The organism is Oceanirhabdus sp. W0125-5, from assembly GCF_027938815.1.
Taxonomy (GTDB): Bacteria; Bacillota; Clostridia; order Clostridiales; family Clostridiaceae; genus Oceanirhabdus.
In genome coordinates this window covers 5,710,602-5,732,063 of sequence record NZ_CP115913.1, presented here as the reverse complement: position 1 = coordinate 5,732,063, position 21,462 = coordinate 5,710,602, and the positions used below count along the sequence as shown (strand labels likewise).

Annotated in this window: 24 protein-coding genes and 1 riboswitch; of the genes, 11 read left to right on the top strand and 13 right to left on the bottom strand. The window is 29.3% G+C overall.

The window, feature by feature from the left end:
* Window positions 1-148: 148 nt before the first annotated feature.
* Window positions 149-1,048 (bottom strand): helix-turn-helix domain-containing protein, encoded by a 900-nt coding sequence (locus tag OW730_RS26620; protein WP_271227084.1) that lies wholly within the window; start codon window positions 1,046-1,048, stop codon window positions 149-151.
* A 622-nt stretch (window positions 1,049-1,670) separates the two neighbouring features.
* On the opposite strand from OW730_RS26620, the gene OW730_RS26615 reads away from it, so the two are divergent.
* Genes OW730_RS26615 through OW730_RS26605 form a run of 3 tightly spaced genes read left to right on the top strand, consistent with a single transcriptional unit; the run spans window position 1,671 to window position 3,786 of the window.
* Window positions 1,671-1,847 (top strand): twin-arginine translocase TatA/TatE family subunit, encoded by a 177-nt coding sequence (locus OW730_RS26615; protein WP_271227083.1) that lies wholly within the window; start codon window positions 1,671-1,673, stop codon window positions 1,845-1,847.
* Window positions 1,848-1,873: 26 nt separating this feature from the next.
* Window positions 1,874-3,418 (top strand): reductive dehalogenase, encoded by a 1,545-nt coding sequence (locus OW730_RS26610; protein WP_271227082.1) that lies wholly within the window; start codon window positions 1,874-1,876, stop codon window positions 3,416-3,418.
* An 11-nt stretch (window positions 3,419-3,429) separates the two neighbouring features.
* Window positions 3,430-3,786, top strand: coding sequence for a hypothetical protein (locus tag OW730_RS26605; RefSeq protein ID WP_271227081.1), 357 nt, complete (start codon window positions 3,430-3,432; stop codon window positions 3,784-3,786).
* A 295-nt stretch (window positions 3,787-4,081) separates the two neighbouring features.
* On the opposite strand, the gene OW730_RS26600 is transcribed toward OW730_RS26605, so the two are convergent.
* On the bottom strand, window positions 4,082-5,011 hold the full coding sequence (locus tag OW730_RS26600; RefSeq protein WP_271227080.1) for a DMT family transporter: 930 nt from the start codon (window positions 5,009-5,011) through the stop codon (window positions 4,082-4,084).
* A 214-nt stretch (window positions 5,012-5,225) separates the two neighbouring features.
* Here OW730_RS26600 and OW730_RS26595 point away from each other — a divergent pair, with 214 nt between their 5' ends.
* Window positions 5,226-6,344, top strand: coding sequence for a cache domain-containing protein (locus OW730_RS26595; RefSeq protein WP_271227079.1), 1,119 nt, complete (start codon window positions 5,226-5,228; stop codon window positions 6,342-6,344).
* Window positions 6,345-6,458: 114 nt separating this feature from the next.
* Here the strand turns inward: OW730_RS26595 and OW730_RS26590 are convergent, their stop codons facing one another.
* Window positions 6,459-7,634, bottom strand: coding sequence for a phosphoribosylaminoimidazolecarboxamide formyltransferase (locus OW730_RS26590; RefSeq protein WP_271227078.1), 1,176 nt, complete (start codon window positions 7,632-7,634; stop codon window positions 6,459-6,461).
* A gap of 18 nt (window positions 7,635-7,652) precedes the next feature.
* The gene (locus OW730_RS26585; protein ID WP_271227077.1) at window positions 7,653-8,378 is read right to left on the bottom strand and encodes an IMP cyclohydrolase; all 726 of its coding nucleotides are present in this window, start codon (window positions 8,376-8,378) and stop codon (window positions 7,653-7,655) included.
* Between the two features lie 52 nt (window positions 8,379-8,430).
* Window positions 8,431-8,512, bottom strand: a riboswitch (ZMP/ZTP riboswitch).
* Window positions 8,513-8,643: 131 nt separating this feature from the next.
* Here OW730_RS26585 and OW730_RS26580 point away from each other — a divergent pair.
* Complete coding sequence (locus tag OW730_RS26580; protein ID WP_271227076.1) at window positions 8,644-9,780, top strand: DUF4037 domain-containing protein; 1,137 nt, start codon at window positions 8,644-8,646, stop codon at window positions 9,778-9,780.
* Between the two features lie 46 nt (window positions 9,781-9,826).
* Here the strand turns inward: OW730_RS26580 and OW730_RS26575 are convergent, their stop codons facing one another.
* Complete coding sequence (locus OW730_RS26575) at window positions 9,827-10,723, bottom strand: helix-turn-helix domain-containing protein (protein ID WP_271227075.1); 897 nt, start codon at window positions 10,721-10,723, stop codon at window positions 9,827-9,829.
* A 106-nt stretch (window positions 10,724-10,829) separates the two neighbouring features.
* On the opposite strand from OW730_RS26575, the gene OW730_RS26570 reads away from it, so the two are divergent.
* Window positions 10,830-11,606, top strand: a complete 777-nt coding sequence (locus OW730_RS26570; RefSeq protein ID WP_271227074.1) for a class I SAM-dependent methyltransferase — start codon at window positions 10,830-10,832, stop codon at window positions 11,604-11,606.
* 116 nt (window positions 11,607-11,722) lie between these two features.
* Window positions 11,723-12,445 carry a hypothetical protein gene (locus tag OW730_RS26565; protein WP_271227073.1) on the top strand — a complete coding sequence of 241 codons (723 nt, stop codon included), beginning with the start codon at window positions 11,723-11,725 and terminating at the stop codon, window positions 12,443-12,445.
* 314 nt (window positions 12,446-12,759) lie between these two features.
* Here OW730_RS26565 and queC read toward each other — a convergent pair whose 3' ends face one another.
* Genes queC through OW730_RS26535 form a run of 6 tightly spaced genes read right to left on the bottom strand, consistent with a single transcriptional unit; the run spans window position 12,760 to window position 16,927 of the window.
* Entirely contained in the window at window positions 12,760-13,428 is a 669-nt protein-coding gene (gene queC / locus OW730_RS26560; RefSeq protein WP_271227072.1) for a 7-cyano-7-deazaguanine synthase QueC, read from the bottom strand.
* A gap of 27 nt (window positions 13,429-13,455) precedes the next feature.
* Entirely contained in the window at window positions 13,456-14,043 is a 588-nt protein-coding gene (folE, locus tag OW730_RS26555; protein ID WP_271227071.1) for a GTP cyclohydrolase I FolE, read from the bottom strand.
* A gap of 5 nt (window positions 14,044-14,048) precedes the next feature.
* Complete coding sequence (queE, locus tag OW730_RS26550) at window positions 14,049-14,714, bottom strand: putative 7-carboxy-7-deazaguanine synthase QueE (protein ID WP_271227070.1); 666 nt, start codon at window positions 14,712-14,714, stop codon at window positions 14,049-14,051.
* 1 nt (window position 14,715) lies between these two features.
* Complete coding sequence (gene queD, locus OW730_RS26545) at window positions 14,716-15,147, bottom strand: 6-carboxytetrahydropterin synthase QueD (RefSeq protein WP_271227069.1); 432 nt, start codon at window positions 15,145-15,147, stop codon at window positions 14,716-14,718.
* 19 nt (window positions 15,148-15,166) lie between these two features.
* Entirely contained in the window at window positions 15,167-15,928 is a 762-nt protein-coding gene (locus OW730_RS26540) for an acyl-CoA dehydratase activase (protein ID WP_271227068.1), read from the bottom strand.
* A complete protein-coding gene (locus OW730_RS26535; protein ID WP_271227067.1) occupies window positions 15,929-16,927 on the bottom strand; it encodes a 2-hydroxyacyl-CoA dehydratase family protein in 999 nt (332 codons plus the stop codon).
* A gap of 186 nt (window positions 16,928-17,113) precedes the next feature.
* On the opposite strand from OW730_RS26535, the gene OW730_RS26530 reads away from it, so the two are divergent.
* The 3 genes from OW730_RS26530 (at window position 17,114) to OW730_RS26520 (ending at window position 19,339) form a co-directional block, all read left to right on the top strand.
* Window positions 17,114-17,290, top strand: a complete 177-nt coding sequence (locus OW730_RS26530; RefSeq protein WP_271227066.1) for a hypothetical protein — start codon at window positions 17,114-17,116, stop codon at window positions 17,288-17,290.
* A 131-nt stretch (window positions 17,291-17,421) separates the two neighbouring features.
* Complete coding sequence (locus OW730_RS26525) at window positions 17,422-17,871, top strand: MarR family winged helix-turn-helix transcriptional regulator (RefSeq protein WP_271227065.1); 450 nt, start codon at window positions 17,422-17,424, stop codon at window positions 17,869-17,871.
* 112 nt (window positions 17,872-17,983) lie between these two features.
* Entirely contained in the window at window positions 17,984-19,339 is a 1,356-nt protein-coding gene (locus OW730_RS26520; protein ID WP_271227064.1) for an MATE family efflux transporter, read from the top strand.
* Between the two features lie 51 nt (window positions 19,340-19,390).
* On the opposite strand, the gene OW730_RS26515 is transcribed toward OW730_RS26520, so the two are convergent.
* Window positions 19,391-19,720, bottom strand: a complete 330-nt coding sequence (locus tag OW730_RS26515) for a DUF1801 domain-containing protein (RefSeq protein WP_271227063.1) — start codon at window positions 19,718-19,720, stop codon at window positions 19,391-19,393.
* A 118-nt stretch (window positions 19,721-19,838) separates the two neighbouring features.
* Complete coding sequence (locus OW730_RS26510) at window positions 19,839-20,453, bottom strand: HD domain-containing protein (protein WP_271227062.1); 615 nt, start codon at window positions 20,451-20,453, stop codon at window positions 19,839-19,841.
* Between the two features lie 271 nt (window positions 20,454-20,724).
* Between OW730_RS26510 and OW730_RS26505 the strand changes: the two genes are divergently transcribed.
* A complete protein-coding gene (locus OW730_RS26505) occupies window positions 20,725-21,459 on the top strand; it encodes an ABC transporter ATP-binding protein (protein ID WP_271227061.1) in 735 nt (244 codons plus the stop codon).
* Window positions 21,460-21,462 lie beyond the last annotated feature (3 nt).

The following is a 21,462-nucleotide window of genomic DNA, read 5'->3' as shown; positions in this document are numbered from 1 at the left end:
TTAGGATAAAATGAGTAAATTGTTTCTCTCTTAAAGAATAGTAAATTATAGTTTCTGAGAGTTCAGAAACATCCATCATTATACATTATACATTATCAATTATACATTTGTTTTTATCGCACGGTGATCCGTGCTTTTTTTATTGAAGTTAAATAAGTTTTAGTTGTTTCAATCTAATATTTATTAAGGTTTCAAAATAATCATCATCGGAAAGTTTAATTAATTCATGCATGATTAATGCTTTATCATACCAATTCTTAAATTCATCTTTATTGTTCAGGCGATAGTATATCTCACCTTTTAAAAAATATAATTCTCTTAAAATAGTAAGCTTGTTATATCTTTTACAGTAATCAATTGAATAATTAACATATTCAAAGCATTCTTCTATATTTGAGGTATCAAGACAGGCTAAAATTAAAAATACATAATATCTTGGAATAATTGCACGAGTAGAGAGAAATTTAATATTATCCGAGTATTTTCTTATACTTTTTAAGTAAGTATATGCTTTTTCTTTTTGATTATCCAGTAAAAGAAAATATCCACACATAAACATTATTGAAAATTCAGTACCAGTAGTATTATTACCTTTATTATAAGTAATATCTAATATGGTTTTTAGTTCATTTAGCCCTGATTTATAATCTTCACTTAAGATTGTATTACTCATACATTTAAATAACTTGAATAGTTGCATATCATGAATTGATTCTATATAAAGGTCTTTTTCTTCTTTAGTTACTAAATCATAAATACTTTTAAAATCGTGTCTTTCAATGCGCAGTAATAATTCTTCTAAAAGTTCATGTACATGCATGGCTGAATCAGACTCAATTGATCTAAATAAATATTCATTTGAAATACCTAATTTAGTTGTTAGTTGTCTTAATATAACAGAAGTAGGGCAGCGTTCTCCATTTTCTATACGAGTAATGTAAGAAACAGAGCAAATCCCAGATGCAAGTTCAGTTTTGGTCATATTTTGTTTTTCACGTAATTCTTTAATGGTTTGACCAACTTTTAGATAATAATTTGATTCGTGCATTTTTACCTCCTTATGGAACATGGTCAGTTGGAAAAGTATAAATTCGTATAATGTTAAGGGTATTGTACTATTTCGTATATATATATTAAAGAAATTTGACTATAGTAAAATTGATTTGACTATAGTAAAGGAATCTTGTTTGTAGAAATTATAACATATAAAATCATATTACAAAATAGTATAAGTTTAATGTTATTTTGACTTTAGTAAAAAAACTTATGCGCTGCAATTATAACATTTAAAATCATTACAAAATTGCATATTATTTCGCGAAATTCGACGATGTTCTGCTGTATTATTAAAAGTTAATACAGTAAAATATTGATCAAAAAAGTTAATTATTTCACAAAATATGGGAACAGTTAGAGGCGTTTAAGAAAATAATTAAGTAGATTTTCTATAGAGAATCTAAGTTAAAACTAAATTTATACACACCCAAAACTCAGTGAAGCTCTGCGATTTTGGGCAATAATCATATAGCTTTTTCTAAGGTGTATGTATAAATAAAGTTTAACTATGGATTCTCTATAGATGGTGAAACAATTAATAAATATCGTAAGTTAATTTTATTTTAACGTAACTACAAAATGCAGGGATATTAGATCATTAAGGAGGAGAGAGCATGTTTGGAAGATTAGGTGGTACAGAATTACTTATTATTTTAGTTGTTGGATTTTTAATTTTTGGTCCTAAAAAGCTACCTGAAATTGGAAAGGCTTTTGGTGATACAGTACGTGAGTTTAAAAAATCATCAAAAGATGTTGAAAATGGAATAAAAGAAGCTATTGAAGAAAAATAAGTAAATAAAGCTAAGGAGGAACATATATGAACCGTCGTGAATTTTTAAAGGTTGCTGGAGTTACCACTGCAGCAACGGGAGCCGCGCTTGCAACCAAACCAAAGAATGCATTTGCATTAGATCTTGGAAAAGAACATGATGAATTTCCACTAGAAATAACTAAAGAGTTTAATGGATTTGAACAAAAAAATGTATTCTTTTATCGTGTTTATTGGGATAAAGAAGAATATGCTGATGATCATATTGTAAAAACATATGGTTATAAAAATCCAGCGGAATCAATGATGGATTTTGCACTTAAAGATGAAGGGCACAAACCTCTTTTAAGGGCAGGGGAATTGGGATATAGACAAATTGATTATGCATTAAATAAAGCAGGATGGAGTGTAGAGGCACATTTTAATAGTGGTTCTTCAGCAGGAGCTCGTAATGCATATCTTCAAAGACATCCAATTAACCCAGAGACAGGTGAAGTAATGAAAGACATGCCTGTGTTTGTTCCAAGTTTAAATTCTTGGGATAACTCAAAGGTGGATAACATACTAGCGCATGGTGGAACACAGTATAAATTTAAAGATAAAAAAGAAGCATCTCAATATATTAAAAAAGCTTCAAAGTTTTTAGGAGCGGATTTAGTTGGTATTGTACCATATGAAAGAGCAAAGAGATGGGTTTATAAAGAGTGGGCAACTCCAAATGTGAAATTATTTACAATGCCAGATGGATCAAAAGAATATAGTCCAATGAACCCTGCTACAATTCCTACTGGGGAATATGAGACATATGGTGTTACAACAGTAAAGCCAGACTTTATGAAAGAGGCAGGCTTTGAACCAAAATCAGTTATCGTTTTAGCATATGAGATGGACTATGATGGATTTAAGACTGCTCCGTCACAGATAGCATCAGCATCTGCTGGATATGGTTATTCAAAAATGGCTGAAACAAACCATAAAATAGCAACTTTCTTACGTGAGATAGGGTATAAAGCAGCTCCTTGTGGAAATGATACAGCTCTGTCTGTACCACTAGCAATTGAAGCAGGATTAGGTGAAGCTGCTAGAATGGGAATGATAGTAACAGAAAAGTATGGACCACGTGTACGTATATCAAAGATATTCACTGATTTAGAATTAGATGCTGATAAGCCAATTACTTTTGGTGTAAAGGAATTCTGTAATGTGTGTATGAAGTGTGCTGATGCATGTCCTTCTAAAGCTATTACTCATGAGCCAGCGCAAGTATTAAAAGAAGGCATGGAATTTGACACAGGTAAAGTTAATAAATCAATATGTACAGGTGTTGAAAAATGGTTCGTAAATGCTGAAAGATGTAATGCATTCTGGGCTTATAATGGTGGAGATTGTGGAACTTGTTTCTCAGTATGTCCATACAATAAAATTGATGAATGGCATCATGATTTATCAAAATTAATGACATTAACTCCATTTAAACCATTACTTCGTTCAATGGATGAGTGGTTTGGATACGGTGGTCCAGTAGAGCCAGAATTACGTATGGAATCAAAATATTTAAAAGACGCAATAAATGATTTCTGGGAGAAGCGCTAGGGGGGAAATAAATGCATATAATAGTTAGCTTATTAAAATGGTTATTAGGTTTACATCAATTAGTGTGGTTTGTTGCTGGAGCGGTATCATTTTCTGCAATAGTATATTTTTATAAAAAATTAAAAGAAATAAATAGATTTAATAAAGGTAGTTATACATTCGTTGTATTATCAGCATTAACTTTTGCTTTTACAATACTATGGACATATGATTCATACATTGAGAATGAAGTAAGAGCTGCTAATATGGGATTATTAGTATTTGGTGGACTAGCAGTAGTTTTTGCTATAGTTGCGCATCGTCTTGCACCTAATAACAAGGCAAATGAGGTTAAAAAAGTTAATGAGGTTAAAGTAGCAGAAAAATAAATAAACAAAACTGAAGAAAGTTTTCTTTTAAAGGAAAACACTCGTTAAAAACATAATAGAGAATTGAGAATGTAGAATGGAGAATGATTGACATTTCTCTTCGAGAAATTTTAATTATATTGTTCCTTGGACAACATGATTTTACTCGTTTGATTTTGAAAAGAAACATTGTATTTTAAATACAATATTTTATCATAGATAAAATGAGTAAATTATCTTTATCTAAAGAACAATAATGATGGATGCTTCTCACGAAAGAGAGAAGCATCCATCATTATACATTATCCATTATCAATTATACATTTGTTTTTAAAGCACGGTGCCGTGCTTTTTTTTTATGGTTTTTATTTTTCTCACTAACAATAAATATAGCCATAATAACTATTAAGATTCCTAATATTTGATAGAAGCTAAGTACTTGTTTAAAAACAACCATACCAATAATTGATGCAACGACAGGTTCAATTGTTGCAATAATTGAAGCTTTACTAGATTCAATGTTTTCTAATCCCTTAGTGTATGAAATAAAAGCTAATACTGTAGGGAATAAGCCTAAAGCTATAGCATAACCATAAGCTTGTACATTATCAAATAATGAAACCATATTTTTTAAATTAATCAAGGGAATCAGACTAATGCTAGCAACTATAAAAGAATAAACGGTAATTGTAATAGAATCATACTTTTTCATAGCTGCTTTTCCAAAGATGCTATATAAAGCATATCCAAATCCAGAGCCTATACCCACCAAAAGTCCTAATAGAGTTATTTTTCCTCCTGTGTTAGGAAAATATCCTGTTACAAATATACAACCTATAAACGTTAATAGTAATGATAATACTTTTCTTTTAGTTATACGTTCTTTAAAAACTATAGCAGATAGAATTGTTACAAAAGCTGGCGCCGTATAAAGCAGTATTGATGCAACGGATAAAGGTATTAAGTTCATAGCGGTGAAATAACACCAGTTAAAAAATACTATACTGAAGACACCAGTTCCAATAAAGTAGAAGATATCTTTAAAATTAATTTTAAGCAGGTCCTTATTTGTAAAAATAATATATACAATTAAAATTAATGATGCACTAAATACCCTTATAAAGACAACTTCCAGTGCGTTAAAGCCAAGGTTATATAGCCCTTTAACAAAAATGCTAATTATACCCCATAATGTTGCTCCTAAAATAATTAGTAAATATGATTGAGCGTTCTTTTGTAGCTTCATTTTGTTATTTCTCCTCAGATGGATTTTTCTATAATTTCGTAATAATTCTACATTATAACAATTTATAATACAAGACTAAAAGATAAATACATGTTATAATTGTGAGTAAATTTATTAATATGAATTTATTTACCATTACAGAATTAAATTAACAAAAGAAGAATTCAGGATATGAAAGATAAACAGTTAAATGTAAGATATAGGGGGATAAGAGATGACAAAAACTAATATTGAGAATAACAATTTAAAAGCAAGGGAAAAAATAAAATTGTTCTTAAAATTTTTTAGCTTAATTGGAGTTTGCATGGCATTAATAGTTATAATTTTATTTAATTGTGTTGTAAAGGGAACTATAAATAGCGCCATGGAGTATAACATGGAATTAGTAAGGAATGTATCAGTATCAATAGAAGATTACCTAAGTGATATTGAAAAAGATTTAGAAGTTTTAAGCAGTAGTAAAGAGATTCAAAGTATTGCAGAAAGTGAGACTGATACAGTAGAAAATTTATTATTGAGATTTGAAGAATATAATAAGGTTCATGATGAAGTTAAAATGATTTTTTTTGCAACACCTAATAATAGAATGTATATATATCCACATGATAACAAATACTTAGATATTAATTTAACAGAGAGACCTTACTATGTAGATGCGGTTAATACTAAGGATTCTGTGTGGAGTGAGAACATAAATAATATTGTAACTAGGGATATGGTAAAGATTGTTGCTAAGGCAATTTTTAAGAATGATAAACTCATTGGTTTATTAGGAATTCAGATAGATTTAAGTATTATAGAAGAAAAATTAAAAGATAATCATTTTGGACAAACTGGTTACATGATGCTTTTAGACGAAGAGGGTAAGGCGTTAATTCATCCGAGTAAAGACTTTATAGGGTATACACCAGAAATAGAAGGATTGAAACAATCGCTTGATAAGAAATATGAAACTACATCGTTTAATTATTCATGGAATGGAACAGAAAAAGTTATGTATTGTTCTAAGACAAATAGAGGAAACTTTATTGTGGCAGGATCAGTTGAATACAATGAATTAGTAAATACTAATAAGAACTTGTTAGTAATGATAATTTTATTAGGTATTATAAGTACAATAATATTAACCCTATGTGCTTTAGTAATTTCAATAGATTATAGTAATAAACAATACAAGTACTCAGATAAGCAGGGAATTTTAGAGGATAATAAAAAGAGTAATGATTTAAAAAGTAAATTAGATAGATTGAAGGATTACAAATTAAATGGTACTTTGAGCAAAGAAGAGTATGAACTTAAGAGACAACATATTATAAAAGAATATGAAATATAATATTTCATATGATAATTCAGTAAATAGGCAATATATATCAGTATTATTTTAAAATGAAAAAAGAAAGTGTAACCTTTTGAATTGAGTTTAAAAAGGGGACACTTTCTCTTTGGTTTAGTGATGGAATAATCTTAATCCTGAGAAAGCCATAGCTATATTGTACTGATTACATGCTTGGATTACCATATCATCACGTAATGAACCACCTGGTTGAACTATATACTTAACACCACTTTTAACTGCTCTGTGTATGTTATCAATAAAGGGGAAATATCCATCAGAACCTAAAGAAACTTCTTTTAGATTAGATAACCATTCAGCTTTATCCTCTTTAGTTAATCTATTAGGAATATAATTTAGTATTGAATCCCAATCTTTCATTTCCATAGGAGTAATATCAGCACTTAAAAACTGGTCTATAAGATTATCTTTATAAAATTTTGGGATACCATCTTTAAATGGCAGGTTAAGTATAGTAGGATGTTGTCTTAAGAACCATGTATCAGCTTTAGATGCAGCTAATCTTGTACAATGTATTCGAGATTGCTGACCTGCACCTACTCCAATAACTTGACCATCTAATGCAAAACAAACTGAGTTAGATTGGGTATATTTTAAGGTAACCATTGATATTAGTAAATCTATTTTTGCATTCTCAGGAATAAGTTTATTATCAGTTACTACATTAATAAGCAAATCTTCATTAGTTAAAACATCATTTCTTTTCTGCTCAAAGGTAATTCCAAAGATATCTCTTTTCTCAATAGTATCAGGCTCATAGGTCCAATCCATTTCAATAATGCAGTAATTGCCTTTTTTCTTTTTCCTTAATATATTAAGCGCTTCATCAGTATAGCCAGGAGCGATTACTCCATCTGAAACAGAACTGCTTAAAATCTTTGCAGTAGGTAAATCAACAATATCGCTTATAGCAGCCCAATCTCCAAAAGAAGATACTCTATCGCCACCTCTTGCTCTTACGTAAGCAGTAGCAACAGGTGATAAATCTATGTTTTCAACAAAATAAGCTTTTTTTAATGAATCACTTAGGGGAAGCCCAACAGCAGCCCCCGTTGGACTTACATGTTTAAATGAAACAGCTGCAGGTAGTCTGGTTATTTGTTTTAGTTCCTTTACTAATTGCCATGAATTAAAGGCATCCATAAAGTTTATATAGCCAGGAGCTCCATTTAAAACTTTAAAAGGCAGAGAATTATTATTAGTAAAAATCTTTGCAGATTTTTGATGGGGATTACATCCGTACTTAAGGATTAATTGTGAATTTTTCATAGAATTAGACCTCCTGTTTTATTGATTCTTATTTTTAATCTTAATTGTCACTTCATTGCTATGAACACTAATATATTTAACTAATAAAGAAACCTTATTTTGTTGGTTTAGAGAATTCCAAAAATGATTTAGGTTTTCATCAATATCATCAAATAGTTTAACTAAAAAGGGTTCTCCATCAAAAGAAGGAAGAGGATGTCCATCGCTTTTGAATGTATGAATACAATGACCATAACCACTTATAAAGTTCTCATAATTGTAGAAGGATCTTTGGCAGAACTCACTGTTATTATTAATACTTTTTAATATAGAAAGTTTATAGTGAGGGTTATCTAAATTATTATTAATAATTCCTGATATTCTTGGAGTATAATGAGGATCATCTGGTTCAAAATATCTACTTTCTAAAGATTTTTCAAAAGTTTTACTATTACAAAGATAATCATATATTGTATCTGTATGATCTCCATTTCCGACTATATGGTAATAATCAAGTTGTTTGATAGGATTATATATAATCAATGTAGGATCCTCAAGTTTCTTCTCATCAAAGGCTTTTGTTTTTACACAATTATCATATTTCTCAAAAATTCTATTCCTACTATTATTGCTTCTTCCCATAATCCAATATACTTGTACATAAAAATTATTATTTGGTGTCTTGCCAATGATTATCCCTCGTCCTGGATAAATATTTTCTTGAATTCTCTTAATATTATTTGATTCAAATTCAGCGTTTTTCATAGAATTAGACCTCCTAAAATAAAATTGAACGCAAAAAAGCCTGGATAAATAAACTATTTACCCAGGCGGTCGATAATCATCATCAATCATGCTCCACATGGTAAACTCCATTTCCGCCAGTTGCATGATTTGTAATATTCACTTTTATCAAGACTTCTAGCTATAGGATAACACAGTGGAAATTATAAGTCTAGTAAATTATTTTATTTTTGGTAATATTTATTTAGTGGTTATATTTTAAGATATTATGTAAGGGAGGGTTAAGGTGAAGGGGCTAGAGTTAAGTGAATTGTTTTATTTTAATGTTGTAAAGAAATTAATAGAGAAGCATTTTCCCATGTTAAAAAATAAGTATGGAGCAGGACTTATTGGATATGGTTCAGATGTTTTAGGAAATGATGATGAATTATCAAGAGATCATGAGTGGGGTCCTAGATGTCATTTATGGTTATTGGAAGAGGATTATAATAAATATGGTGATGAAATTGATGAGATGCTTAAGGCAGAATTACCGCTTGAATATTTAGGTTATAAGACTAGATTTGTTTTTAATGAAGAGTTCCAGGTTCTTGTAACTACTGATGATAAACATAATTCCATTCATCATGTAGCAATCACTACAGTAGAAAGATATTTAAGAATTCAGTACGGGATAAATAATAGAGATTATACTACAAATCAATATTACCTAAATAATTTAGAATGGCTATGTATACCTGAACAAAAGCTTTTAGAATTAACCAGAGGAAAAATATTTGAAGACCCTATTGGGGAAATAACAAAGATAAGAAAGGATTTTTCATATTACAATGAGGACATATGGAAATATAAATTATTGTATTGTTGGAAACAGCTTGATGATCTTGCTTTAATACCACTATGTTATAAACGTAATCAAATAATATCTGGAAAGATCATTTTAACTAGGATTATAGAAAATATAATAAGGTTAGTATACTTATATAATAAAAAGTATTATCCAGGATATATGAAGTGGTTTTCATATGAATTTTCTAAATTACCTAAGTTAGCTGCAAGTATAAGTACTAAATTAGAGAATAGTTTTATGGAAGAAGATATAACTAAAATAATTAGTGTTATGGAGAGTGTGTTTCTTGAATTGATTGAAGAACATAATAGATCAGAGGTAACACCATATGTAGAATTAACTAATAGTAAATGGACAAGAGGATTAGTTAATATATCAACTTCAAATGTATGTAAAGCTTTAGAAGAAAGTATTACAAATGAATTAAAGGAATTAAACTTAGAAGGGTCATGTGATCAGTGGATAACTAATAGTGATATATTAGTTTGGTCAGAGCAATTTGCTAAAGTGAAAGAATTGTATACTAATGATAATGTTTGTAATAGAGATGGAGTAGGGGATAGAATCATTTAAGGAGTACTCTAATACAGCACTCCTTAAAAATCATATAATATATTTATTATAAACTAATTGGAAAGTATAAATTTGCTTCACAATAATTTTCAGAGGCTATTTCACTATTAATTTCTTCAAAATGAAATCCACCTTCTTTGGAAAAATCATAATTTAGTTTTGGTATCCAAGTTTGAAATATATAATCAAATAATGTTAGCATTGTAAGGTTAGATATTTCTTCAACAGGATGATTTCCTACATATTGAAATACTGCGTATTTACTAGCTGGTATAGTATCGCAGTACATATTTTGAGGAATATCATTAAACTCAGATACTTGAATTGAGGGCATATAATAGGTGTAATCAGATTCATTATTAATTACTCTAGTTAAGCCAATATAAGTGTTTGGATTAATTGCATTTTTTATTTTGTGACGATGATTAAAGAAAAAATCTACGCCTCTATTATTAGCTTCATTTTCAATGAAATTATCTTCTTCTGATATTATGTCTTTAATTCCAACCACTTTAAATTCAGGCTTAACTACAAACTGAGGATTAAATAAAACTCCATGTTCAAATTCTTTACAGAAACTAAAGTTAATTTTATCTACAATTTTAACTGGAGTGTGACTTCTTCTAAACTTGGCAGGAGTGATTCTATATTCATTCTTAAATGATCGAATATATGTCTGTTCATGCTCAAAATTATATTGATTAGCCACATCGATAATTCTCATATCTGTATTTAATAAAGGATTTAAACTTGAAGCTAGCTTTCTAGAGCGAACATAATTCATAAGTGTACTATCGGATATTTTTTTAAAAACGCGTATTAAGTGAAACTTTGATAAGCCAGCTACATCAGAAAGGGTTTCTAAAGTTAATTTTTCTTCGATATTATCTTCTATATATTCAATTAAGGTTTCTATTTTTTCGTATAAACTAAAGTTTTTCATTTTAACTCCTAAAACAGCAATTTTTGTTCATTTATAAAAATCTCATATTATTATAATTAAATAGTAACATAGAAAATTTGTGGCAACAACAAAGGGGGATTTTATTATGGATTTTATTAATTATAATAGAGAAGCTTGGAACAAAGAGGTTGAAAACAATAATATTTGGACTAGACCTGTTAGTGAGGAAGATATAAGAAATGCTAAAAATGGAGAATGGGATATTGTATTAACATCAACGAAGTCAGTTCCTAAAGCATGGTTTCCATCTTTATTAGAAAATAAAAAAGTGTTATGTCTTGCATCAGGAGGCGGTCAACAAGGTCCAATTATGGCGGCTTTAGGTGCAGAGGTTACAGTATTTGATAATTCGCCAAATCAGCTGAGTCAAGATATATTAGTGGCAGAAAGAGAAGGGTTAACTATACGTACTGAACTAGGAGATATGAGAGATTTATCTAGATTTGAAGATGAATCTTTTGATTTAATTATTCATCCAACTTCAAACTGCTTCATAGATAATGTTTTACCAGTATGGAAAGAAGCTTATAGAATATTAAAGAAGAATGGTGTTCTTCTAGCTGGATTCAGTAATTCAGTAGAATATATATTTGATTTAAAAGCAATGAATAAAGGAGAATTAGTTGTAAAGCATAAAATACCATACTCAGATATTAGAGATCTTTCAGAAGCGGAGTTTAAAGAGTTGATTACTGACCAAAATGAACCAGCTTGTTTTGGACATTCATTAGAAGATCAAATACAGGGTCAAATAGATGCAGGATTTGTTATTGCAGGTTTTTATGAAGATAATAGCGGAGGGGATGCACCTTTAGATCCATATATAAATACTTTTATAGCAACAAAAGCTATTAAATTATAATAATTACTATAAAATTAAATCAATTAATAAGAGCATTGGTCAAAATACTCTTTTTTATTTAAACTATTTAAAATATATGATATAATCCATAATTAAAAGAACTTAGGAGTGTACATATGATAAATGACTTTGATAATAATGATATAAAGACAACTGTCAATTCGCTTCTTATGGAAATATGTCCAGAAAGAAATTATGATAAACAGATTGAGCATATTTCAGAAGACTTAGAAAAGCTAAATAATTTATTTGATGAATTTTCTGAAGTTGCTGAAAATGAACATAAGTATAATTTAAACTGGGCTTACAAAAATTCACAAGGTAAATTTGATCAGTTGTCAAAAGAAATATTAGAAAAGAAATTGGAAAGAAAAAAACAACGTAATTTAGATAAGAAAATAATTGAGGAATACTCAGTAATTCTAGAAGGTAGAAAGAAAATCGAAGAGAGGCTAAAAAGAAGATTTAACTTATTTTCATTTATGAACTCGTTAATCTCTCTAATAGATGTAATATTATCAATAATACTAGTTTTGGTTATTTCTGAAATTAGTCATAAAGGGGAATTGTATCTATCATCTGAAGTACTAAGTGGATTGTTTGTATTTTTCTTTGCATTTTTAAAGGTTACACTGGAAAAATATCTAATAGCCCCTAAAGTTGAAAAGTTTGGGTGGAAGTTATATGAACGTTCAATAAAACAATACAAGAAAGATATAGTTATTGTAACTGCTATGTCATTAGTGACTCACCAAGGAATAGTCAATGATATAGGGGTTGAAAATGTTTTGAAGAGTTTAAGACGAGGAATTAGAATTTTAAGAGAAAAGGTTAAATAGTATGTAATTTTTGAAATGAAAAGAAGTGAGTAAAAAACATAATTGAGAATGGAGAGTGTAGAGTTGAGAACGTAGGACATTTCACTTCGTGAAATTTTAATTGTTTTGTTCTTTGGACAATGCAAGTTTACTCGTTTCATTTGTAATGAAACCCTGTATTTTGAATACTATATTTTATCCGAGTATAAAATGAGTAAAAACCTCTTGTCCTAAAGAATAATAAAATGTAGTTTCTGCGTATGCAGAAACATCCAGCATTCTCAATTCTCCATTCTCAATTCTCCATTCGGTTTTTAAAGCACGCTTAGCGTGCTTTATTTATATAATCTTTTAAACTCTAAATATCCATTTTTTCTTAATTTACATGCAGGACAATCTCCACAGCCATTTCCTATAATTCCATTATAACAAGTTAAGGTTTCATTTTTAACTATATCAAGTACACCTAAATCATCAGCTAATTTCCAAGTTTCAGCTTTATCAATCCACATTAATGGTGTATGAATTACAAATTGATAATCCATAGCTAGATTCAATGTAACATTTAATGATTTAATGAATACATCTCTACAGTCAGGATATCCACTAAAATCACTTTGTGATACACCTGTTATAATGTGATTTGCTCCTTTTTGCTTTGCAAATACTGCAACAAAAGACATAAATAATAAGTTTCTTCCATCTACAAATGAATTTGGAGTACCTTCTTTAGGGGAATCTTTATCTACTTCTATATCTTGTCTAGTTAAAGAGTTTGGAGCTAATTGATTTAATAAAGTTAAATCTAAAGAATGATATTCAACATTATGCTTCTTACAGATAGCTTTAGCACATTCTAATTCAAATTTATGTTTTTGTCCATAATCAAATGATACTGCAATAACTTCTTTAAATCTTTTCTTTGCCCAGAACAAACAAGTTGTACTATCTTGGCCACCACTAAAAACTACTACAGCTTTATCTTTATTTACTTCTATATTCATTAATTACACCGAACCTTTCGTTAATATCTATTTATACATAAGCATTAGATTGTTTTGTATACTTAAGTCAGTTTTAAATCTTCCTCTTAACGTTGTTGTTATGGTTTTAGTATTTGTTTTCTTAATACCTCTAGTTGTCATACATCCGTGTTCACCTTCGATGATAACAGCAACATCCTCAGATTCTGTTATTAACTGCATGATTTCTGCTATATCCGTACCAATTCGTTCTTGAAGCTGCAATCTGCGTCCAACAATATCAGCAATTCTAGCGATTTTACTTAAACCAATAATTTTATTTTTAGGAATATAAGCAACAGATACCTTCATGTTGTACATTAAAGCTAAATGATGTTCACAATGGCTGAAAATTTCAATATCCTTCATAAAAACAATATCTTTATTAGTTTTATCTATAGTTAAATCTTCTTCAAAAGTTTTATTAAACATCTCAGCAATTTCAGCATTTGTGTAACATTGTCCAGAAAATACTTCTTCATACATTTTAGCAACACGTTTAGGGGTATCTTTTAGACCTTCTCTATCTGGATTTTCACCTAAAGCTATTAAAATTCCTCTTATGTGTTTTTCAATTTCTTTTACATTGATAGCCATTGTATTTAAACCCCTCTTTCCTCAGGATCCCATATTATCTTGTGAAGCTGTACTTGAAGGGTAACCCCATTCATAGTATATTTATGCATAAATTCAACAATCTCAGCCATTTCAATCTTACCGAAAACTGGGCTGATATATACGTTGGTTTTATTTATTAAATTATATTCATCTATTAGATACTTAGCTCGTTCTAAATCTTCAGTAGTACCTGCAACAAATTTAATTGTATCTTTTTTTGTTAAATATTTTAAATTATCAACTAACATCTTTTCTTCCATATCACTTGAAGGAAGTTTATAATCCATTACAAATCTAGGGGCATTTGTAATATCTATAAATTCTTTTAAAGAAACACTACCATTTGTCTCAATTTCAACTAAAAGATCTTCATCTTTTGATAATACATTTAATAATTCTATAAGACCAACTTGAAGTAAAGGTTCTCCCCCTGTTAATGTAATATTTTTAACCCCTGTGGATTGTATATATTCATATATTTCTTGCTCATTCATTAAAGTGTATTCAACATTTTCTTCATTAGCCCATCTTGTATCACAATAACTGCAATCTAGATTACATCCAGCAAATCTTATGAATATGGCTAATTGACCTGATAATCGGCCTTCTCCATTTACGCTTACGAATTTCTCAACTACTTTATAATTCATATTACTTCACCTCACATTTTTCATATGTGGCACTGTTAGTAGGTGTTTCATAAACAGTAGCTCTTTTTACGTTATAGCCTTTTTCCTCCATGTAATTAAAGAAAAAGGCTGAGAAATTTTCTGCTGTTGGTCTGAATTGTACCTCTATTATTTTGAAGTTATCTTGAATTAAGCACTGTAAAGTTTCTTTTCTCATAGTACCTTCTTGTAGGATTAAGGCATGGTCATAATAATCAACTATTTCCTTAACGTCTTTCTTTAAATCTCCAAAATCTATTACCATACCATCTAATTGTCCACCATTAATTAATGATTCTGATTGAACTTCTATTTCTACTCTCCATCTATGACCGTGAATATTGCTGCATTTCCCTTCATAATTTGCAAGAAAATGAGCACTATCAAAGCTGTGTTCCGCTTTTAAAATATACATTAAATTAATCCTCCTAAAATTACTTAATAAACTTACTCCCATAATAACAACATCCGATTGCTCCATTAAATTGAGGTTCCTCAACTGAAATAATTTCTTCATAATCATTCTTTAAATATTCTTTTATAGCAGAGTTATTAGCAACTCCACCAGTTAAAACTAATTTTCTCCCTTTAAACTTTGTTAAAAGTGGCTGCAACCTTTTATATAAGGAATAATTAACTCCAGCACATAAACTTTCCATATCAACACCCTCAGCAATTTTTCCAATCAATTCAGATTCAGAAAATACTGCACATGTTGAATTTAGCTCTACGGGGTTTTCATAGTAGTTACTCATATCATCAAGAGATATTTCAAGAACATTTGCCATATTCTCTAAATATCTGCCACAGGAAGCAGCACATTTTTCATTAAGTTCTAAATCTGTGGTAATACCTTTTTCAACTTTAACTACTTTAACATCTTGTCCACCTACGTCTAAAAGTATAAAATCCCTTAACCATGTTTGATAAAACCCGCCATAAACATGAGCTTTTATCTCATTTATAGGGGTAAATTTCTTTAAGTCAGTATTGTTTCTACCATATCCTGTAGACACGGCTATATCGACATCTGTTATATTTAATTTATTTAAATCTACTGTAACTTTACCATCATAAGTACAATAGTCTCTATAAAAAGACATTGTACTAACTTTTAGCGTTTTTACAATTTTATTATCTTCCATTACTGCAATCTTAACTTCTCTACTTCCAAGATCTATACCTAATATTCTCATTTAGTTTTCCTCCTTGAAATCTGATAACATATCAAGAAATGCCTCAAGTCTAAGTTTAGTTCTTGCATCTAGAGTATTTAACTTATCACCCTCAATATTGAGAATAGGGATGTCTAACTTTTCTTTTAAGATAATATCTTCAACTGCTCTATAACAAAAAGCTTGAGTGTAATGAATAATTCCATCTAATTTTCTCTCTTTGATTTGCTTTTTTAACTCTATAATTCTAAATTCAGTATCATATGGATATGTGTAATCATAATACTGTTCATATATATTTTCAGCTTCATTTGCTCTTGGAAAAGCAAATTCTCTCTGAACTTCGTTATATACAAAATGAGAATTAAAGTTCTCAACATAATCATATATATCACCTGTCATAGGTGGAACACCAATGTATCCTAATCTTAGTTTTTTATCTATAGGTTGTCTTTCCTTAATACTTGAAATAACATCTTTCAGTTGAGATTCAAAAGCATTAACATCACCATTTAAATCACTTAAACTTACCTGATATAGATGATTTTCAAAACCATTTGCCTTATTGTATATATACGTTAACTTATCAATTTCCTTAGCTAAGTCTCTCACTTTATTTAATCTAGTTCTCACTTTTTCAACTTCATCAATATTTACACCGAAAACTTTCATAAACTTATCTAGTTCTTTTTTTACATCTTCTTTCTTATGGCTGTGTGGAAAAGAAAAAGGGTAAACCTTAATTCCTCTTAATTCCAATACTTCTATAAGAGCTTTTGTATTAGAGCAGTCACCTTCCATAACTCCAACTATTTCTTTGATATCATTCTCTATACAAGCTCCATAAATTCCTTTTATCCAAGTGCACATACTTTTTGGAAATCCATCTCTTTCAGCTATATCAATATAACTTGAATAGTCTTTGGAAGTTATAAAGAGATTATTTAAATCTATTGGTGTATATCCAGCTGCTAGAAGTACTTCCACAGGAACTGTAGTTGTTAAACCTATTTTTTTCATTGGTTAATCCTCCTAAATTTTAAAAAAGGACACAAAAAAAGGGCATAAACAGCCCATAAACAAAAAACTACCTAAAACGGTAATTTGGTCCTAGTTTTGTTTATAGACAGGATGGTTACGAACTGTCTTATTTAATTATATTATTTATAATAACATTTTGATGAAAGAATGGGAAGGGGATTTCATGTGGTAATTAATTCATGTAAATCAAAAGATGGGTTACCTGTTAGAGATGAACGTGATCAATTAACGGAAATGAAATCAAGCAAGGCAGCATTTAATATAGCAAGAGTGTTTGGAAAATCCTTAGAAGAAGTATTTATGATGATGAGATGTAATCAACCCGCTTTCACGGATTTGTGAAAGCGGGTTTTTATAAATTTTAAAATAGTTGCAATAACATTATATATATTATATAATGTTAAATAGTTGCAATAACATTCTATTATAATATAGATATTAATTAATAGTATTATTTAAAGGAGAAGAGAAATATGCAATGTGAGTCATTTGGTAAATATATATCTGCAATATATAGACATCAGCAAATACTGATTAATAATAAGTTGAAGCCTTATGGGATTGGAAGCGGTCAATATATTTTTCTTATAAATATTCATAACCATGAGGGATTATCTCAGAAAGAATTAAGTAAGTTATTGGCTATAGATAAAACAACAACAGCTAAAGCAGTAAGGAAATTAGAAGATGAAGGATATATTTATAGGGAACAAGATAAAGAAGATAAAAGATATTATAAATTGTACTTAACGGAAAAAGGAAAAAGCTTTATACCAACATTAAGAAAATTTCTGAGAAGTAATACCGATATTCTTAGCTCAGGCATGAGTGATAAACAGCAGGAGCAGACATTAGAGTCCTTAAAATTAATGTTAGAAAATATGTGCAAATCAGTAGAGGATTTAAGGAAGAAAGAAGAGTAAAAAATATGCATCCAAGTTAAATGGGTGCTTTTAAAAGGAATAATAGTTGCAATAACCATATATATTTATATGAGTAAGTTAACAAAAGTTTATTAATGAAAGGAAGAATTGTATGGGAAGAAATAATAGAGCAATATTAACTACTGGTAATGTGAAAAGTGTTTTAATAAAACAAACTATTCCAATGATATTTGGGATGTTAGGATTGATTATTTTCAATTTAGTAGACACCTATTATGTAGGAAAGCTAGGAACTAATCAATTAGCTGCACTTACATTCACTTTTCCTGTAGTACTAATAGTTAATAGCCTTGCTCAAGGATTAGGGATGGGTGCATCTTCTGTAATTTCAAGAGCTATTGGTGAAGGAGACCATCATAAAGTACAAAGGTTAGCTACTGACAGCCTGAGTTTATCAATTATTTTAGTTATTATTTTTGTTTTTATAGGGCTTTCAACCATTGAGCCTGTATTTCAGTTATTAGGGGTTAGTGCTGATATAATGCCATATGTAAAAGAATATATGAGAATATGGTATATAGGAGTAGTCTTCGTTGTTGTTCCAATGGTAGGTAATAATGCTATACGTGCTTTAGGAGATACAAAAACACCTGGAACTGTTATGATGATTTCAGCAACTATAAATGTAATACTTGATCCACTATTAATTTTTGGAGTGGGGCCATTTCCAAAGCTAGGGGTAGCAGGAGCTGCTATTGCTACAGTAATATCAAGGACTGTAACCTTTGGAGTTGCACTATATATTTTAGTTATAAGAGAAAAGATTGTAATAATAGAATCTGTAAAGCTAAAAGAAGTAATGGATTCATGGAAAAAAATATTATATATTGGATTGCCTAATGCACTTACAAAAATGATAAACCCTATAGCAATGGGTATAATCACCAATTTAATAGCTTCTCATGGTATACAAGCTGTAGCTGGTTATGGAGTAGCAACTAGAATTGAAAGATTTGCTCTATTATTGGTAGGCGCTCTATCAACTATAATGGCTCCATTTATAGGACAAAATTATGGTGCAGGAAGAATGGATAGGGTAGAATTAAGTATTTCTATTAGTAAAAAGTTTTCTCTTTTATCAAGTGGGATAATGTTTTTAATTTTAGCTATATTTGCAAAGCCACTAGCAGGGCTATTTAGCCATGACGATTCAGTTATAAAGGTTATAGTTATGTACTTATGGATTGTACCAATTGGTTATGGAGTACAAGGTATATTATTAATTTCAACCTCAGTATTAAATGCACTTAATAAGCCTATACATGCTTCAATACTTACATTAATGCAGATGTTTGTGATATATATACCACTAGCTTTAATAGGTTCATATTTATTTGGGATAATAGGTGTTTTTGGAGCTCTTGTTGTATCATATTTATTTTCAGCAACTATATCTCATTATGTTGTTAAGAGAGTATTGGGTGATAAAATAACTTTAGATGTTTAAAATAATAATATAATACTTAAGGAACTCATTAAGAGTTCCTTAAGTTGTGCTTTACTCAAGGCTTTCTTTAAATATTATTTTTAACAATTCACATGGAACTTGTTGATTATGAAATATTTGAAGCATACCTTTGGGTGTAATCTTATATTGTGACAATTCATCTTTGTGAGAAATAACTGCTTTTGCATTAACATTTATATGGTCTTTAAAGGGAATAAGTCGAACATAATTCTTATCTACATAAAATGAGGGTAATTTAGCCCACAATTTTTCATCAATATCTTGAGAAGTGCTTTCGTAAATCAATTCATATAACATATGAAATCTGTGCTTTGTTTCTTCCTCAAACTTCTCTAAATAATTACGTATATCTCCGTTCATTTTTCACTGCTCCTTTCATAGTTAGTATATATTTCTCTTTTTTTATGCCTTAATTGATTACATTATTACTTGTCTATTATTTTGCACCATAAGAATGTTGTGCGGTAATATAAATTAATTAAAACGTATTTTCTACAACACCTGGTAATATATCATAAATTGATTTTCCCATCTTAGATTCAAAATATCTCTTTATTTCAAAAGTTGATTTCCATCTTGGAATTGAATAGTCATCTACACCACCTCTTAGTGCCATATCAATAAGCCTTTTTTCTATTAAACAAAAACCTTCTGGCAAAGATAGTGAATCACATAATTTAATTAAATTATCATAATCAGTATATTCTATTTTAGTTAAATAATTTAATGCATAAGCTTTAGCTTCCTTAAAATCATCCCATTTACCTACAACAACTTTTTTATTATTATATTCAAAGCTTACATGAGTAATACAAATTCTAGCTGCATCTTCATACCCTTTGCTAACCAAATAATTATATCCATCTACAGCATGCCTCATACCAAATCTACCTGCTCGTCTACCAATATCGTGAAGCAATCCTAATATATAAGATTTTTTTGAGTCCATCCCTGGTATTTGTTCAGCTATTAATTTCGCAGCTTCAGCTACATTCAAAGAATGTTCTACCCATGGTGTAGGACTTAATTTTTGTGCTTCATTTAACATTATTTTTGCTTCCTCTAAACTAGGAATTTTATCAAAGTTACTCATAAAGTACTCCTCCTGTTGCGTCATTATTATTACAATTCTACAATAATACTCCATAATAATATAAAAACAACCTAATATAGTTAGTTAATATATTTACGTTTTTTATTACACAATACAAAGATATTATTTAATAGCATATATTGGATATTATACAATGCTTATCCAAAACAAAGCAAAAAATATTTATAAAAACTAAGGTGTTTAATCTTTTTTTTAACTTGACAAAAATAACTAATGGTAGTAATCTTTTTATAAACCGACCGTCGGTCTAATGAATGATGATATTAATAAAGGGGTGAATAACTTGTCTATAATACTTAAGAATGTAAATAAGATTTATAAAACAGGGAATGTAGAAACATATGCACTTAAAGATGTTTCTCTAGAAATTAATGATGGAGAATTTATAGTTATTTTAGGGCCTAGTGGAAGTGGAAAGAGTACTTTGTTAAATGTAACAAGTGGACTAGATAACCCATCATCAGGAGAAATTAGGTTTAATGATGAAATAATAAGTAATTATAACACAAAGGAATTGACTAAGTTTAGAAGAGATAATTTAGCTTTTATTTTTCAACAGTACAACCTTCTTCAGAACTTAACTGTAAGAGAGAACGTTGAAATAGGTGCATCTATAGGAAAGAACCCATTTAATATAGATGAAATACTAGATAAAGTAGGTTTAGGTGAAAAGAGAGATTCCTATCCATCTCAGTTATCTGGAGGACAGCAGCAAAGAGTATCAATAGCTAGAAGTGTTGCTAAAAATCCTAATATTATGTTTTGCGATGAGCCAACAGGAGCATTAGATGAAGAAACAGGTAAGCAGATATTAGATATAATTCAAAAAATGAATGAGGAATTTAAAACTACTACAGTAGTTATAACACATAATCCTAATATTGCTTTTATGGCAGATAGAGTAATAAAAATGAATTCAGGAAAAATTGAAGAGATAGTAAAAAATCAATGCAAGAAAAATGCATTTGAGATAAATTGGGGTTAGATA